This window comes from Arcobacter sp., assembly GCF_050300555.1.
Classification (GTDB): domain Bacteria; phylum Campylobacterota; class Campylobacteria; order Campylobacterales; family Arcobacteraceae; genus Arcobacter.
The window spans coordinates 56,528-71,061 of record NZ_JBNKXY010000007.1; the positions used below are offsets into that span (position 1 = coordinate 56,528).

At 26.7% G+C, this 14,534-nt stretch carries 17 protein-coding genes; 9 read left to right on the forward strand and 8 right to left on the reverse strand.

Going from position 1 to position 14,534, the window contains the following annotated elements; genetic code table 11:
- Positions 1 to 3: 3 nt before the first annotated feature.
- On the reverse strand, positions 4 to 960 hold the full coding sequence (locus tag ACQY5W_RS06775) for a YVTN family beta-propeller repeat protein (RefSeq protein ID WP_428024199.1): 957 nt from the start codon (positions 958 to 960) through the stop codon (positions 4 to 6).
- Positions 961 to 1,089: 129 nt separating this feature from the next.
- Here ACQY5W_RS06775 and ACQY5W_RS06780 point away from each other — a divergent pair, with 129 nt between their 5' ends.
- The 4 genes from ACQY5W_RS06780 (at position 1,090) to ACQY5W_RS06795 (ending at position 4,179) form a co-directional block, all read left to right on the forward strand.
- Complete coding sequence (locus ACQY5W_RS06780; protein ID WP_428024200.1) at positions 1,090 to 2,238, forward strand: ABC transporter substrate-binding protein; 1,149 nt, start codon at positions 1,090 to 1,092, stop codon at positions 2,236 to 2,238.
- Positions 2,238 to 2,696 (forward strand): hypothetical protein, encoded by a 459-nt coding sequence (locus ACQY5W_RS06785; protein ID WP_428024201.1) that lies wholly within the window; start codon positions 2,238 to 2,240, stop codon positions 2,694 to 2,696. Before ACQY5W_RS06780 ends, ACQY5W_RS06785 begins: the two co-directional genes overlap by 1 nt.
- Positions 2,697 to 2,817: 121 nt before the next feature.
- Positions 2,818 to 3,666 (forward strand): nuclear transport factor 2 family protein, encoded by an 849-nt coding sequence (locus ACQY5W_RS06790; RefSeq protein ID WP_428024202.1) that lies wholly within the window; start codon positions 2,818 to 2,820, stop codon positions 3,664 to 3,666.
- A gap of 75 nt (positions 3,667 to 3,741) precedes the next feature.
- A complete protein-coding gene (locus ACQY5W_RS06795) occupies positions 3,742 to 4,179 on the forward strand; it encodes a MarR family winged helix-turn-helix transcriptional regulator (protein ID WP_428024203.1) in 438 nt (145 codons plus the stop codon).
- Here ACQY5W_RS06795 and ACQY5W_RS06800 read toward each other — a convergent pair.
- The 4 genes from ACQY5W_RS06800 to ACQY5W_RS06815 are packed head-to-tail and all read right to left on the reverse strand — an operon-like array spanning position 4,176 to position 6,961.
- Positions 4,176 to 4,574, reverse strand: coding sequence for a DUF411 domain-containing protein (locus ACQY5W_RS06800; RefSeq protein ID WP_428024204.1), 399 nt, complete (start codon positions 4,572 to 4,574; stop codon positions 4,176 to 4,178). The two genes, ACQY5W_RS06795 and ACQY5W_RS06800, sit on opposite strands and share 4 nt — an antisense overlap.
- Entirely contained in the window at positions 4,571 to 5,269 is a 699-nt protein-coding gene (locus tag ACQY5W_RS06805; RefSeq protein ID WP_428024205.1) for an ABC transporter ATP-binding protein, read from the reverse strand. The genes ACQY5W_RS06800 and ACQY5W_RS06805 overlap by 4 nt, the downstream gene beginning before the upstream one ends.
- Before the next feature lies 1 nt (position 5,270).
- Entirely contained in the window at positions 5,271 to 6,008 is a 738-nt protein-coding gene (locus tag ACQY5W_RS06810) for an ABC transporter permease (RefSeq protein ID WP_428024206.1), read from the reverse strand.
- Entirely contained in the window at positions 6,008 to 6,961 is a 954-nt protein-coding gene (locus tag ACQY5W_RS06815) for an ABC transporter substrate-binding protein (RefSeq protein ID WP_428024207.1), read from the reverse strand. The genes ACQY5W_RS06810 and ACQY5W_RS06815 overlap by 1 nt, the downstream gene beginning before the upstream one ends.
- A gap of 146 nt (positions 6,962 to 7,107) precedes the next feature.
- Here ACQY5W_RS06815 and pedF point away from each other — a divergent pair, with 146 nt between their 5' ends.
- From pedF to ACQY5W_RS06835, 4 genes are read left to right on the forward strand one after another with little or no spacing between them, the layout of a single operon-like run.
- Positions 7,108 to 7,518: a cytochrome c-550 PedF gene (pedF, locus tag ACQY5W_RS06820; protein ID WP_428024208.1), complete on the forward strand. Its 411-nt coding sequence runs from the start codon at positions 7,108 to 7,110 to the stop codon at positions 7,516 to 7,518.
- Between the two features lies 1 nt (position 7,519).
- The gene (locus ACQY5W_RS06825) at positions 7,520 to 8,389 is read left to right on the forward strand and encodes a substrate-binding periplasmic protein (RefSeq protein ID WP_428024209.1); all 870 of its coding nucleotides are present in this window, start codon (positions 7,520 to 7,522) and stop codon (positions 8,387 to 8,389) included.
- Positions 8,390 to 8,398: 9 nt separating this feature from the next.
- Complete coding sequence (locus tag ACQY5W_RS06830; protein ID WP_428024210.1) at positions 8,399 to 9,139, forward strand: quinoprotein dehydrogenase-associated SoxYZ-like carrier; 741 nt, start codon at positions 8,399 to 8,401, stop codon at positions 9,137 to 9,139.
- Entirely contained in the window at positions 9,136 to 10,041 is a 906-nt protein-coding gene (locus ACQY5W_RS06835; protein WP_428024211.1) for a quinoprotein relay system zinc metallohydrolase 1, read from the forward strand. The genes ACQY5W_RS06830 and ACQY5W_RS06835 overlap by 4 nt, the downstream gene beginning before the upstream one ends.
- Before the next feature lie 9 nt (positions 10,042 to 10,050).
- Here ACQY5W_RS06835 and ACQY5W_RS06840 read toward each other — a convergent pair whose 3' ends face one another.
- From ACQY5W_RS06840 to ACQY5W_RS06850, 3 genes are all read right to left on the reverse strand, one after another.
- Entirely contained in the window at positions 10,051 to 11,463 is a 1,413-nt protein-coding gene (locus ACQY5W_RS06840; RefSeq protein ID WP_428024212.1) for a leucyl aminopeptidase, read from the reverse strand.
- Positions 11,460 to 12,308 carry a YitT family protein gene (locus ACQY5W_RS06845; protein WP_428024213.1) on the reverse strand — a complete coding sequence of 283 codons (849 nt, stop codon included), beginning with the start codon at positions 12,306 to 12,308 and terminating at the stop codon, positions 11,460 to 11,462. The genes ACQY5W_RS06840 and ACQY5W_RS06845 overlap by 4 nt, the downstream gene beginning before the upstream one ends.
- Before the next feature lie 69 nt (positions 12,309 to 12,377).
- Positions 12,378 to 13,256, reverse strand: a complete 879-nt coding sequence (locus tag ACQY5W_RS06850) for an AraC family transcriptional regulator (protein ID WP_428024214.1) — start codon at positions 13,254 to 13,256, stop codon at positions 12,378 to 12,380.
- Between the two features lie 118 nt (positions 13,257 to 13,374).
- Between ACQY5W_RS06850 and ACQY5W_RS06855 the strand changes: the two genes are divergently transcribed.
- Positions 13,375 to 14,484 (forward strand): PLP-dependent aminotransferase family protein, encoded by a 1,110-nt coding sequence (locus tag ACQY5W_RS06855; protein ID WP_428024215.1) that lies wholly within the window; start codon positions 13,375 to 13,377, stop codon positions 14,482 to 14,484.
- Positions 14,485 to 14,534: the final 50 nt, after the last annotated feature.

Sequence of the window (14,534 nt, forward strand, 5' to 3'; positions counted from 1 at the left end):
ATTTTACTTTGGAATAACTGCAAGACCCCAAGGGTATCTTCCAACTTTTATACTTTTTTCAACTTTTAATGAATCCACATCTATTACTGAAACATCTCCACTAACACCATTTGTTGTATAAAGTTTTTTTTCTCCATGTACAAAAGCTAACTGCCAAACTCTTTTTCCCACAAGTAAATATTTTAAAACTTTATATGTTTTTGCATCTATTACAGCCACATGATTTGCAGGTCCTAAAGCTACAAAGGCATATTTTCCATCACGTGTTAGTTTTATACCAACTGGTTGAATTAAATCTTTAAAAATACCTGGTATTTTAAAAGTTATTTTAACAACTCCCTCTTTTGTTTTAGAATCAACAACCATAACCGTTCCACCTATTTCAGATGAAGCCCAAACCTTATCACCACTTTTTGAAAACTCTATATGTCTTGGTCTTTGATCTACTAAGGTATTATGAATTATCTCTTTAGTTTTTGTATCTATCCAATGTAAAAAATTTGATGTTTCAGTAGTATTTATTGCCACACTTCCATCAGGGCTTACAGCCATCCCTTCAGGTTCAACTCCAACATCGATTTGTTTTAATACTGTTCTATTTTCAGTATCAACAACAGTTACAATTGCATCATTTTCATTTGATATATATATCTCTTTTCCATCTGGAGTTAAAGCAAACTGTTCTGGGTCTTCACCTGAAGGTAAATTATATAAAATCTTTTTGCTTTTTATATCCATAACTTGTACCGTATCATCATCACTTGCACAAATATATAATTTACTGTAATCCTTACTTAAAAGTATTCCCCTAGGTCTTTGACCTACATTAATAGTATCGATTACTTTATTTGTATTTGAATCAATCACAGATAAAGTATTATCCTTTTCATTTGAAACATATATTGTATCTGCAAATAAAAAGCTTGTAATAATTGTTAAAGCTAAAACTATTTTTTTCATCTTCATTTCCTTGTAATTAATTTTTGTAATTGTATATGATATTTATAGCCTAAGTTTAGCGATATGTTTTTTGCTAAACTTAGGCTATAAAACTTCTATATACTAAAGAAAAGTTTTAAAGGCAAATAAATGAAATCTATATTATTAATATTTTTTTTAATCGGTTTTATAAAAGCAGAAATTCTAGATATAAATATTTTGTACCTAGAACAAAAAATAAAAAAACCACCAGTTTTGTCAAATGTCATTGAAGAACCCGAAGACTTAGGAATAAAAGGTGCTCAAATTGCTATTATAGATAGTAATAAAAGTGCAAAGTTTTTAAATCAAAAATATAATCTTATAAGTTCAATCTCATATGATAAAAAAGAGTTAATACAAAGTTTTGAAAGATTTATAAATGCTGGAAATAGTTTTGTTGTACTTAATGTAGAAGATGATTTATTAAAGGAATTGGTAAATTCTTCATTTTCAAAAAAAGCACTATTTTTAAATGCAAGTAGCCCAACTACAAGTTTACGTAAAAACTTTTGTCGAAAAAACCTACTTCATACAACTCCAAGTAATGCTATGCTTTATGATGGTTTAGTTCAATTTTTGGTAAAAAGAGATTTTAAAAATATCTTTTTATTAAGTGGCAAAAATATAAAAGATATTGAAATATCAACTGATATAAAAAGATCTGCTAAAAAGTTTGGTCTAAAAATTGTGAAAGAAAAAACTTGGGAAACAAATAGTGACATAAGAAGAAAAGCAAGTGCAGAGTTTCCATCTTTTACTCAAGCTAATGATTATGATGTAGTAGTAGTTTCAGATTTTTATGGAGATTTTGGGGAGTTTTTATATTTTAACACTTGGTTACCACGTCCAATTGCAGGAACACAAGGGCTAACACCTGTTCTATGGCATAAGGTAATTGAAGCTTGGGGTGCTGCTCAAATGCAAAGTAGATTTGAAAAATATTCTTCAAGATGGATGGAATCACGTGATTTTGCAAACTGGATAGCAATTAGAACAGTTATAAACTCACTAATACATACCAAATCAAAAGATTTACAAACAAATATTAATTATATTTATTCAAAAGAGTTTGAATTGGGTGCATATTTGGGTAGAAAACTCTCATTTAGAGATTATAACGGACAAATAAGAGTTCCTATTTCACTTGCACAACCGCGAGCTTTGATATCTACTTCACCCCAAGTTGGATTTTTACATCCAGTTACAGATTTAGATACTTTGGGAATTGCACCTTTTGAAATGGAGTGTAAAAACTAATGAAAATATTTTTCCTATTTTCATTAGTTTTCTGCTTTTTAAACGCAGATTATAAAATAATCGAAAATAAAAATCTATTTTTAGTAGAAATTACTAATTCCAATTTTGAAAAAGATTTAGTAAATTTAAAAGATGAGATAAATTATGAAGGTTTTACTATCGTTTATGAACTAAATCTTGCAAAAGCTACAAATGAAGTGGCAACTTTCCTTAAAGAAAAAGGAGTTTTGAAAAAAGGAATAAATCTAGGCATTTGTAAAAGTAGTTTTACTTTGCAAATGCTAAAAGAAAATTTCAATAATATAAACTATTGTCCACTAGCCATATCAATTTATCAAAAAGATAAAAATATAACCTATATCTCATATAAATTCTACAAAACATTTAAAGAAAATGACAAAACTGCCAATAAAATAAACGAAAAACTAAAAAAACTAATTTTAAATAGCTTAGGATAAACTCCATAAAATAGACTCTTTTCAAAGAATTTTATATCTTTACTTGACATTAGTTAGATATCTAACTATAATTCTGTTATAAATAGTTAGATATCTAACTAAAAATAAAAAAGGATACAAGATGAAAAAGAATTTAGGAATACTAATATTGGTTATTTTAGCTTTCACAGCTTATGTAAATAATACAAATTTACAAAAACAAAATAAACAAATTACAAAAAAAGAAAAAGTTGTAGAGTTATTAAACTCAATTGAAACAGGTGATACAAAACCAGTAGAATATATTAATCAAAATAAATATATTCAACACAATTTAGCAGTAAAAGATGGTTTGTCTGGGCTTGGAGAAGTATTAAGTAAACTTCCTAAAGGAAGTGCAAAAGTAGAAGTTCTTAGAACTTTTGAAGATGGGAATTATGTATTTACTCATACAAAATACAACTTCTTTGGTCCAAAAGTTGGTTTTGATATTTTTAGATTTGAGAATGGGAAAATTGTAGAACACTGGGATAATTTAGAAGAAATCTCAGAAACAACTGCAAGTGGAAGAACACAGTTTGACGGAGATGTACAAATAATAGATAAAGAATTAACAGATTCAAACAAACAATTAGTTTCAAACTTTATAAATGATGTTTTATTTGGTAAAAATCCAAGTAAAATTACAGAATACATTTCTACAGAAAAATATTTACAACATAATCCAAATGTAAAAGACGGTCTTAATGGTTTAAGTGAAGCCTTAAAATCATTAGCAAAAGCAGGAATGCCAATAAAATATGAAAAAACTTATATGATTTTAGGCGAAGGAAATTTTGTTTTAACAGTAAGCAAAGGAATTTTTATGAATAAAGCATCTAGTTTTTATGATTTATTTAGAATAGAAGATGGAAAAATTGTTGAGCATTGGGATACAATTGAAGAGATTCCAGAAAAATCTACTTGGCAAAATAATAATGGTAAATTCTAATAAAAGATTAAATGTAGCAGTTTCTGCTGCATTTAGTCCCTTGACAATAATTAGTCATCTAACTATAATCAAAAAATGAAAAAAGAATTAATTTCCCTTGCAAGTAAGGTAACAGATTTATCAAATAGATTAATTATCTCCCAACTAGAAAAGAACCAAATAAGTGGTATTGTTCCATCACATGGTAGTATTTTTATTTTATTATATGAAAATGAACAAGTTACCATGAAAGACATATCAGATTTTATTCATAAAACAAAACCAACAGTTACAATACTAGTCGATAAATTAGTAAAAATGGGTTATGTTAAAAAGGAAAAATCAAAAATCGATTCAAGGGTTACCTTTGTAGAATTGACACAAAAAGGTAAAGATCTAAAACCAACATTTGAAGAGATTTCAAATAACATTAATAATATTATTTATAAAAACTTAACTACAAACGAAGCAATCCAAACAGAAAAAATTTTAAAAAAAGTAATTGATAATCTAAGTTTTGAAGATATAATTTAATATTTTCCAAATATTTTATAAGTTTTATCTTCAAATATTACATATACAGTTTTAGGATTTTTTTCATTTTCATAAGCAGGAAGTGATAATCCTATAGAATTTTTTGGTTTACTTTTAAAAAAATCTTTTATGGCACGGGCTGGAACATTTCCTTCAAAAATATAATCATCTAAGATGGAAGTATTACATGATTGTATCTCCTTTGGAATGCCTATTTCTTTTTTTAAATTTTTCACATTCATCAAGGTGACAATATCCACATCATCAACCTCTTTAGTCATCTCTTCTAACCAATCTTGTGGGCAAGTACCAGTTACTGGTTTAAAGATTTGCATCTTTGTATTTTGTGCAAATAAAGAACTTATAATCAATAAAATAAAAAGATATTTTTTCATATTTTTCCTTCTAGAATCTTGGGATATAATTCCAAAATTAAATTCTTTTTTTCATCTATTATTTTTAAATTGGCATTTTGATTATTATCATTTTCATAATCTAAAATCTTTGTTGAGGGATTATTACTTAAAAAAATAATACGATTTGATAAATAAACTGCTTCACTTAAATCATGGGTTACCAAAATAACCGTTGGATTAAATTTATTACAAAAAGATAAAAAATCACCCTTTAACTCCATTGAAGTTGGAAAATCAAGTGATATAAAAGGCTCATCTAAAACAATTAATTTTGGTCTATTTATAAAAGCTCTTATAAGTGCAACTCTTCTTTTCATCCCACCAGATAATCTGTTTGGATACTCATTTAATATATGTTTTAAATTTACCAAATCAATTAAATCTTCAACTTCTGATATATCTTTTGATTTTGAAACAAGCAATAAATTCTCTTTTACACTAAGCCAAGGAAGTAATCTATCATCTTGAAACATAAATGAAATATTTGAAAAATCTCCATTTAACTCACCATTATAATTATCATCAAGCCCAGAAACTATGTTTAATAATGTAGTTTTACCACAACCAGATGGTCCAATTATTGATATAAATTCTCCCTCATTTATAGCTAAATTTACATCTTTTAATATAACTTTTTTATTAAATATTTTCTCTTTTATATTTATATTTAGCATTTTATTTCCATACTCTTAATCTATTATCAATAGGTTTTAATATCTTATGTTCTATTAATAAAATCACTAAAATAAAAGTTAAAGAGTAAGCTAAAATTGATGAAATATCAAAGTATTGATAGAACATACTAATTTGAAAACCAATACCATCACTTCGTCCTAAAAGTTCCACAACTAATACTATTTTCCAAATCAATGATAAAGATAATCTTGTGGTTGCCATTAGATATGGATAAAGTTGAGGAAGATAAATTTTAGTTAAAATCTCTTTTTTTGATAGCTTATAAACCTTTGCTAAATCCATATATTTTTTATCAAAGGCTTTAGTCCCTTCTCTGATATTTACAATTACAATTGGAACTTTATTTATAACAACAGCCATAATTGCAGCAAAATCAGATAATCCAAACCAAATATAACAAATAATAATCGTAACCAAAGCTGGAATATTTAAGCCTAAAACAAGAAAAAAATCTAATAAATCGTCAATTCTTCTATAAAACCCCATAAGTAAACCAAAAAATATCCCAATAAACATTGTTATAAAAAATGCTATAAATACTCGATATAAAGTAATAGCTAAATTTAAAAAAAGCTCTTTGTTTTTTATGTGTTCATTCAAACTTTTAACTATATCTATTAAACTTGGAAACAAATCAGAATTGGCAAGCAATGAAATAGCTTGCCAAAGAATCAAAAATAGCATTACAGAAAATAGTTTAGTTTGATTTTTCATCATTATTTTAACCAAAATATTGTTTTGTCAAAGGGGATATCTCTACTAATATAATTAGCCCCAGCTTCTAAAGAAAGTATTTTATATATCTTTTCAAATTCGCTTATATTATCATTTGTAAACTCTTTTATTATCCCTTTTTTATACTCTTTTTTAACATTCTCAAAGATTGATTCATCTTTTATTTTCATTAGATGTTTTATTTTATTCCACTGTTTATCATCACTATTTAAAAGCTCTTTTGAATCTAAACTTGCCTTTAAAAAAGAGTTAATTAAATCCCTATTTTTTAAAGCGAACTCTTTATTAAATACCCAACCAACAAAACTAATATCTTTTTTTACATCTAAATTTTCTAAAATCTCTTCAATTCCTACTAAAGCTTTAAAATCTTTTTGAGGAAGTTTTGCGTTAAAATGCCAAAAATTAATAGCTGCACTTAAAGAGTTATCCATCATCTTTCTATTTAAAATAGGAGGCGAAGCAAAAATTGGTTTTACAATATTTTCCAAAGATTGCCCATACATTTTTTTATAATATGCCCTAAAAAGTAACCATGTTTTATCAAACTTTCCACCAGAGATTCCAAGCTCTTTATTTTCTAAATCTAACAGTTTATTTATTTTGCTATTTTTATTTACCATTAGAGTTCCCAAAGCTTTTGAGTAAGGATAAAAAAGAAAATCTTTCCCATCTTTTTTTTGCTTATTTACCCAAATCCAATCATTGACTATAAAATCAACTTCTTTTGCTTGAAGTGAAATTAGTTGGGCATTTTTTGAGGCAAGTTTAACTATTTCTAAGTCAAATCCATTTTTTATATCAAGTCTATTTTGTTTTAAAATTTCCAATCCCCAATTTACAGTTCCGTATGCTAAAACCCCTACTCTAATTTTTTGCTGCGCATTTAAAGTTATTAGAAAAACTATAAAAAATAAAAATATTTTTAATCTCATCTTTTGCCTTTATTAACAAATATATGAAATTGTATAGAAGATTTATAGCTTGAATTTAGCGTATTAAAAAAAAATTTAATCGCTATAATCAGGCTATAAAATATATGTATAGTTCCATTATCAAAAAAAATGATAAAGGAAAAAAGATGAATAAAATTCAAAAACTAGGTTTCGCAATACTTTGCACAACAGTATTTGCATTTGGTCATGGAAGTGTAACTCCTCAGCCTGTTGACACAAAAGGATTAGAACCTTTAGGAACTGAATGGCTAGAAGAGAATCCATATAAAGGAAACAAAACTGCCATTGAAATTGGAAAACATGCCTATAGTGAAAACTGTGCAAGATGTCATGGTCTTGGTGCTGTTTCTGGTGGAATTGCTCCTGATTTAAGATACTTAGAAGATGGAATTGATGGTGATGAGTGGTTCTTAGAAAGAATTAGAGGTGGAGCTGTTAGAAATGGAAATGTTTATATGCCTCCTTTTGAAGGTATTTTAAATCAAGAAGCTATGTGGTCTATTAGAGCATATTTAATTACTATACCAAAAGATTAATATGCAAAAATTTCTTAAATCAACTATTTTACTTTTACTACTTTTTACTTCATTAAGTGCAAGAAGCCTTGATGATATTAAAAAAAGTGGTGAAATTATTATTGCTGTTTATGATAACTTTCCACCCTACTCTTTTTTGGAAAATAACAAACCAAAAGGAATAGATGTAGATTTAGGTTTAGAGATTGCAAAATCTCTAAATGTAAAAGTAAAATGGTATTTTACAGGTTCTGATGAAAACTTAGCTGATGATTTAAGAAATACAATTTGGAAAGGAAATCTAATACATAAAACAAAAGCAGATGTTATGTTTAGAATTCCTTATGATTATGATTATATGAGAATGACAGATATCTCAACTGGTCAGTTAGAAACTGAAAATGTATCCATCAAAGGACCTTACCAAAGTGAAAGTTGGATAATTGCAACACATAAAAAAATTATCCCGAAAATAAACACTTTGGCAATATTTGCTTACCATAAAATTGGTGTTGAAGTAGATACTCTTCCTGACCTTCATTTGAGTAGTTTTGCTAGGGGTTTGTTTAGAAATAATATAGTACATTATACTAATTTTAGCAAAGCCATCAATGATTTTAAACTGAAGAAAATAGATGCCATCGCAGGTTTAAAATCACAGTTAGAGTATCTTCTTGAGTACCATAAAAATAAAGATAAGTACTACTTAACAGATGCTATCCCACAAATGAAATCAAAATGGGATTTAGCAACGGCAACATCAAGTAATTATAAAGCACTAAGCTACTATATTGATGGAGTTATTCAAAAGGCTTATGAAGATAAAAAAATAGAAAAAATCTTCAAAAAATACCATGTAGAATATGTTCCACCAATAGCTAAAAGTCAATAAGGATTTATCATGAAAGATATATTTTTCGCCCTATGTTTGATTTTGACTTCGCAAAATATATTTGCGAAAAATCCCATAAGTTCCCCCACTTTTGATGAAATTATAAATAGCCTCATAAAAAGCGAAAAATATATCTTTGATGATAAAAATGTAACTGTTAAAGTACCAAAGTTTGCAGATAATCCAGTACAAGTTCCCATATTTGTAAATGCTAAAAAGATAAAAAATGCAAAAAGAATGATTCTTTTTGCCGATTTAAATCCAATTCCAATAATTGTTGATATGAAACTAACTGGACTTCTACCAATAATTTCATTAAATATAAAAGTTGCCCAAGAGACTCCCCTTAGGGCTTTAGTTCAAGATGAAAAAAATATTTGGCATGTGGGAAGTGCCAATATCAAAAGTTTTGGAGGAGGTTGTTCTGTTTCAAGTGTAGCTTCTAGCGATACAAATTTTGATAAATATTTAGGAAAAGTGAAAGGTGAACTTTTTAAAAAAGATGATATTACTAGAATAAAAGCCTCAATTTTTCATCCTATGGAAACGGGACTTGTATTTGGCAATAGCGAATTTTATATAAATAAAATAGCTATTTTTGCAAAAGATAAAAAACTCTCTGAAATAGCTACATATTCTGCTATTAGTGAAAATCCACGTTTTATTTTTGAAACATATGATGAAGTTGATGAGTATAAAATAAAGTTTTTTGATATAGATGGAAATGAGTTCTTTTTGGATATAAGATGAAAATAGTTTTTTTTCTTTTTTCTTTTTTAACATTTTTATTTTCATTTGATTATAAATTAAAACCTATAAAACTAAATAATAATAGCTACTATTTTTATGGAAAAGAGGAGTACTTTTCAAAGGAAAATGGTGGCAATATATCAAACTGTGCTTTTATTATCACTAAAAATAGTGTTATATTAATTGATACTGGAAGCTCATATGAATATGGACTTCAAGTAAAAAAACAAATTGCTAAGATCACAAAAAAACCCATAAAATATATTATAAACACCCACCATCATCCTGACCATTTTTTAGGAAACAATGCCTTTTCAAAAAGTGATATATTTGCAACAAATTTTACAAAAGAGGAGATTGAACAAAATGGTGATTTATATATAATAAACCTAAATAATCTAGTACAAAGTGCCATGCAAAACACTAAAGTAAAAGCTCCAAATATAGAACTTAAATCCCATGAATTGGATTTTGATGGCTATAAATTAGAACTTTTATATTTTGATGGACATACAAAAAGTGATTTAGTCTTATATGATAAAAACAGTAAAATTCTTTATACATCTGATTTAATTTTTAATAAAAGAACACTAGCAACTCCCCATGCAAATATTCAAAAATGGATAAAATCTTTAGAAGAATTAAAAAAAATAGATTATAAGATTTTAGTTCCAGGACATGGAGTTATTGATAAAACAAAAAAAGCTATAAATGAAAATATTGCCTATTTACGATATCTTGATAACACATTAAAAGAAAGTACAAAAAATGGTTTGGATATATATGAAATTCTTGAAAAACCTGTACCCGAAGAGTTTAAAGATTTTTCTATGTTTAAAGAAGAGTTTGAAAGAAGCGTAATAAATCTTTATTCAAAATATGAAAGCTTATATCAAAAATAGCGATAAATGCTACTTTTGACTTTTTATAAACTCTAAAATAAGTCTAACTCCTGCTCCACTTGCACCATATGGATTATATCCCCAAACTTTTTCTCTATATGCAGCCCCTGCTATATCAAAATGAAGCCATTTATCTTTATTTTCATCTTTTATAAAATTATCTAAAAATAGTGAAGCAGTAATTGCTCCACCTGCTTTTGAACTAACAGAATTTACAATATCAGCAATACTACTTTTTATCATAGGAGGTAAGTATCTATTATATGGTAAAAATCCAACTAATTCGCCTGATTTTTCTGCTGCTTTATCAATTTTATTTTTTAGTTTTTTATTATGTCCCATTACACCCGTTGTATATTCACCTAAGGCTATTATACAAGCACCAGTTAGTGTTGCCAAATCAAAAATATAATCAATATCTTTAATTTCATCTTGAGCATAACATAAACAATCAGCAAGAACAAGTCTTCCTTCAGCATCAGTATTTCTCACTTCTATAGTTTTGCCATTTTTAGCAACTAATACATCATCAGGCTTATAAGCATCTCCACCAATCATATTTTCAACAGCACCTAAGATTCCATGAACTTCATATTCGCAAGAGATTGCATTTAAAGAGTTCATTATCCCTAAAACTGCACTTGCTCCACTTTTATCACACTTCATAGAGACCATACCCTCGCCCGATTTTAAGCTCAATCCACCACAATCATAAGTTAAACCTTTTCCCACAAGTACAATTTTACCTTTTGGATTTTTGGGTTTATATGTTAAATGTATAAGTTGACTTTCATGTCTTGAAGCACGACCTACTGCTAACATAGCATTCATACCATTTTCTTTTAAATAATCTTCTCCAAAAACTTTACACTCTAAAGCATTTTCAAAAGAGATTTCTTTTGCTTTTTGAGCCATAGTAAGTGGCGTAAAATCTTCAGGAGTAGTATTTACAATATCTCTTACTAAATTTACACTATCGCAAATCGCAATTGTTTCATTAATAACTTTTTGTAAATCAATTTTTTTGTATTTTGTATTTTTATCATCTATAAAAATATTTAATGATTTTTCTTCTTTTTTTGATTTATATTTATTAAAAGTATATGAACCTAAAAGTAACCCTTCAATGATATTTTTAATATCTAACTCTTTTTCATTATTTACAAGTGAAATTTTTATATTTGTATATTTTGTTTTAGAAACTTCTTTTATAGCATTTGAAAAAGCAATTTTTAAATCTTCACCTTTCAATTTTGAACTTCCTACATATAGGGTACTTCCCATATGTAAAACTTCACCCTCTTTTGCACTAAAACCACTATTTTTTAATAAATCTTTTTCTTTTTTATTACAATCTTTAAAATCTTTTAAAACTATAATCTCTATATCAAAATCTTTTATTTCTTTTAATTTTATTTTCATATTTTAATCCCTCTTCCAAGTAACTCTGAAGCCTCTGTTATTACTAAAAATGCTTCTGGATCATGTTTTGAAATAATCTCTCTTAATAGTTGAATTTTACTTGCTTCAACAGTTACTAATATGATATTTTTTTCTTGTCCTTGTTGTAAGCCTACTCCATTTACTATAGTACCATGCTCTTCTATTTTCTCTCTTATATGTGGTACTAAATCTTCAATCTTATTTGATACGATATTCACGATTTTTTTAGATGGACGTCCAGTTAAAACCATATCAATTACTTTTGACGTTACGTAAACTCCTAACATGCTATAAAGAGATTTTTTCATATCTCCATAAACAAATATTGAACTAAATAAAATAATAGCGTCAATAGCAAGTAAAATCTCTGCCACTTTAAATTTTGTTTTTGATGCAATAATTTCACTAACTACAGAGGTACTTCCAGTAGAAGATTTACCTTTAATTATAAATCCAACACCTAAACCTATAAAAATTCCTCCAAAAATGGCTCCAAGTAAAATATCATCTACTAAAGAGTTTAGTTTTAATATTTCTCTAAAAAAATCTGTAAAAAAAGAAATTAATAACATAGTAATAAATGTTTTGTAAATATATTTTTTGCCATAATAAAAATATCCCAAAACAATAAAAGGTGTACTTACCAATACAATAAATGTCCCCAAAGTAATTGAAGGGAAAAAATAATTAATAAGTAAAGCAATTCCTATCCCACCACCTGTGATAATCTCATTTGGTGATAAAAGAGTTACAGTTCCAAAAGATACACATAATGTTCCCAAAAGTATAAAAAAATATTGTAAAAGATTTTGATTTTTGTTCATAATAATCCAATTTGTTTTTTAAATTATATCGATTTTCTTTTATATCCAACTAAGTAAAGAGTCATATATTCAAACATAGTTAATTGGTAAATAAAAATCTAAAATAAATTTTCCATCATCTTCTAAAAAGTGATTTTTTTCATATATGGCATATGATGGCGATGTTTTTGTTTCATATCCACTATTTAATAACCAAGTATGATAAAGCCAACGCATAAATTTTAACGTATCACCATAAACACCTTCTAAATGAAACTTTGCATAAATACCTTCTGGAATAATTAAAGTAGGAAGTGATGATTTTAAATCTTTTATCTCCTCCAATAAAACTAAACATGAAATATATTGACACTTATTTAAAGGAGTAATTACAGGATTATCATGATATAAACCTATTTGTTTATAATTTTTAATATCTTTAGTTAAAGCCCATGTATAAAGTTTTTGCCAACTCTTTTTTATATTTTTATCATAACCTGAATGTCTTATATAATATGCTTTTTGTTTGGGCATTTTTAAAATTTGTGGTTCAATATCATAATCATAAATATTTAATCCTAAAGCATCAACTGAATCGGCTAAAATCTCTTTTGAATACTCTTTATAACCATCTTTTTTCCATTTTTTAGGAGTGCAATTAAATCTTTGCTTAAATGCTCTTATAAATGAAGTTTGCGAACTATAACCACACATGGAAGCAATTTCTGTAATTGTTGAATATCTATTTGTAATAAGTAAATTAGAAGCTTTTTGTAATCTTGCTGATTTTATTGCTTCATAAATATTTTTGCCAAACTCTTCTTTAAAAATTCTATGCATATGAAATTTACTAATATTTAAATCCATACTTAAAGTATCAAGATTGATATCTGTATCCATATATTGATATATATAATACATAATATCGTTTGCTATTTTTACTCTTTTTTCTAAAGTCTCTTTTTTCATAAGAGTATTATAGCAAATAAAGTTGACTTATTTAGCAAGAATAGATAATTTTGATAGCAAATAGTGTAAAGTATTAATTTGAAAATTTGTATATGATTCTAATAAAAAAGAGGATTAAGTGAAACGTTCATTTATAAGAGAAATACTTGAAGCAATTGATGAAGAAACAATATCTTTTGCAGGTGGTTTACCAAATAGCTTATTATTTCCAGTTGATGATTTAAAATTATCAGCAAATAATATTTTGAAAAAAAGAGATGTTTGGCAATATAGTATAAGTAATGGAATAAAAAGTTTAAGAAAAAAAATAGCAAAACAGTATTGTAAAGATGGTTTTGAAACAGCTCCAGAAAATATACTTATTACAACAGGAAGCCAACAAGCACTTTATATTTTGGCAAGATACTTCAAAAACAAATCTATAGTTTTAGAAGCTCCGTCTTATTTGGGTGCAATAAATACATTTAAATTAAATGATTTAAAAATGAAAACTGCACCTTTAGAAAATGATGGTATAGAGTTAAAAAGTTTTGAAAAAGCTTTTGAAAAAGAGGAATTAACATATTTAATTCCTGATTTTCAAAATCCATCAACTAGAACTTACTCTAAAACCAAAAGAAAAGAAGTGGCAAAAATAGTAAAAAAATATGATGGAATAATAATAGAAGATAGTCCCTACACTGAACTATACTTTGAAGAAAAAAATAAATCAATTAGTTCTTTAGTTCCAAATAATAGTTTCCATCTGGGTTCATTTTCAAAAACACTTTGTCCATCACTTAGAATTGGTTGGATAAGAGCTAATGAAGAGTTTATACATGATCTTTTAGTGATTAAAGAGAGTATTGATTTACATAGTTGCGGTTTATCTCAACACCTTTTAAATGAGTATTTAAAAGATGAAAAAAAATATAAAACCCACTTAGATATTTTAAGAAAATTCTATAAAGAAAAAGTGGAGTTCTTTTGTAAGCAATTAGATACATATTTGCCTGAATTTACCTATGTAAAACCAAAGGGTGGAATGTTTGTTTATGGTGAGTTTAAAGGAGTTGATAGCTTTGAACTTTTAGCAAAGTGTATGGAAAAAAAAGTTGTATTTGTTCCTGGTTGTGAATTTTATATAAAAGATAAAAATCCCCATGAAATAAGATTTAATTTTACAAATTCTAGTTTGGAAGATATCATAAAAGGTATAAAAATTATTGCTGAAGTTCTTAAAAGTTAATATTTTTATTTGACTTAACATAAAGATATTTTTGATAAAATCATTGCGAA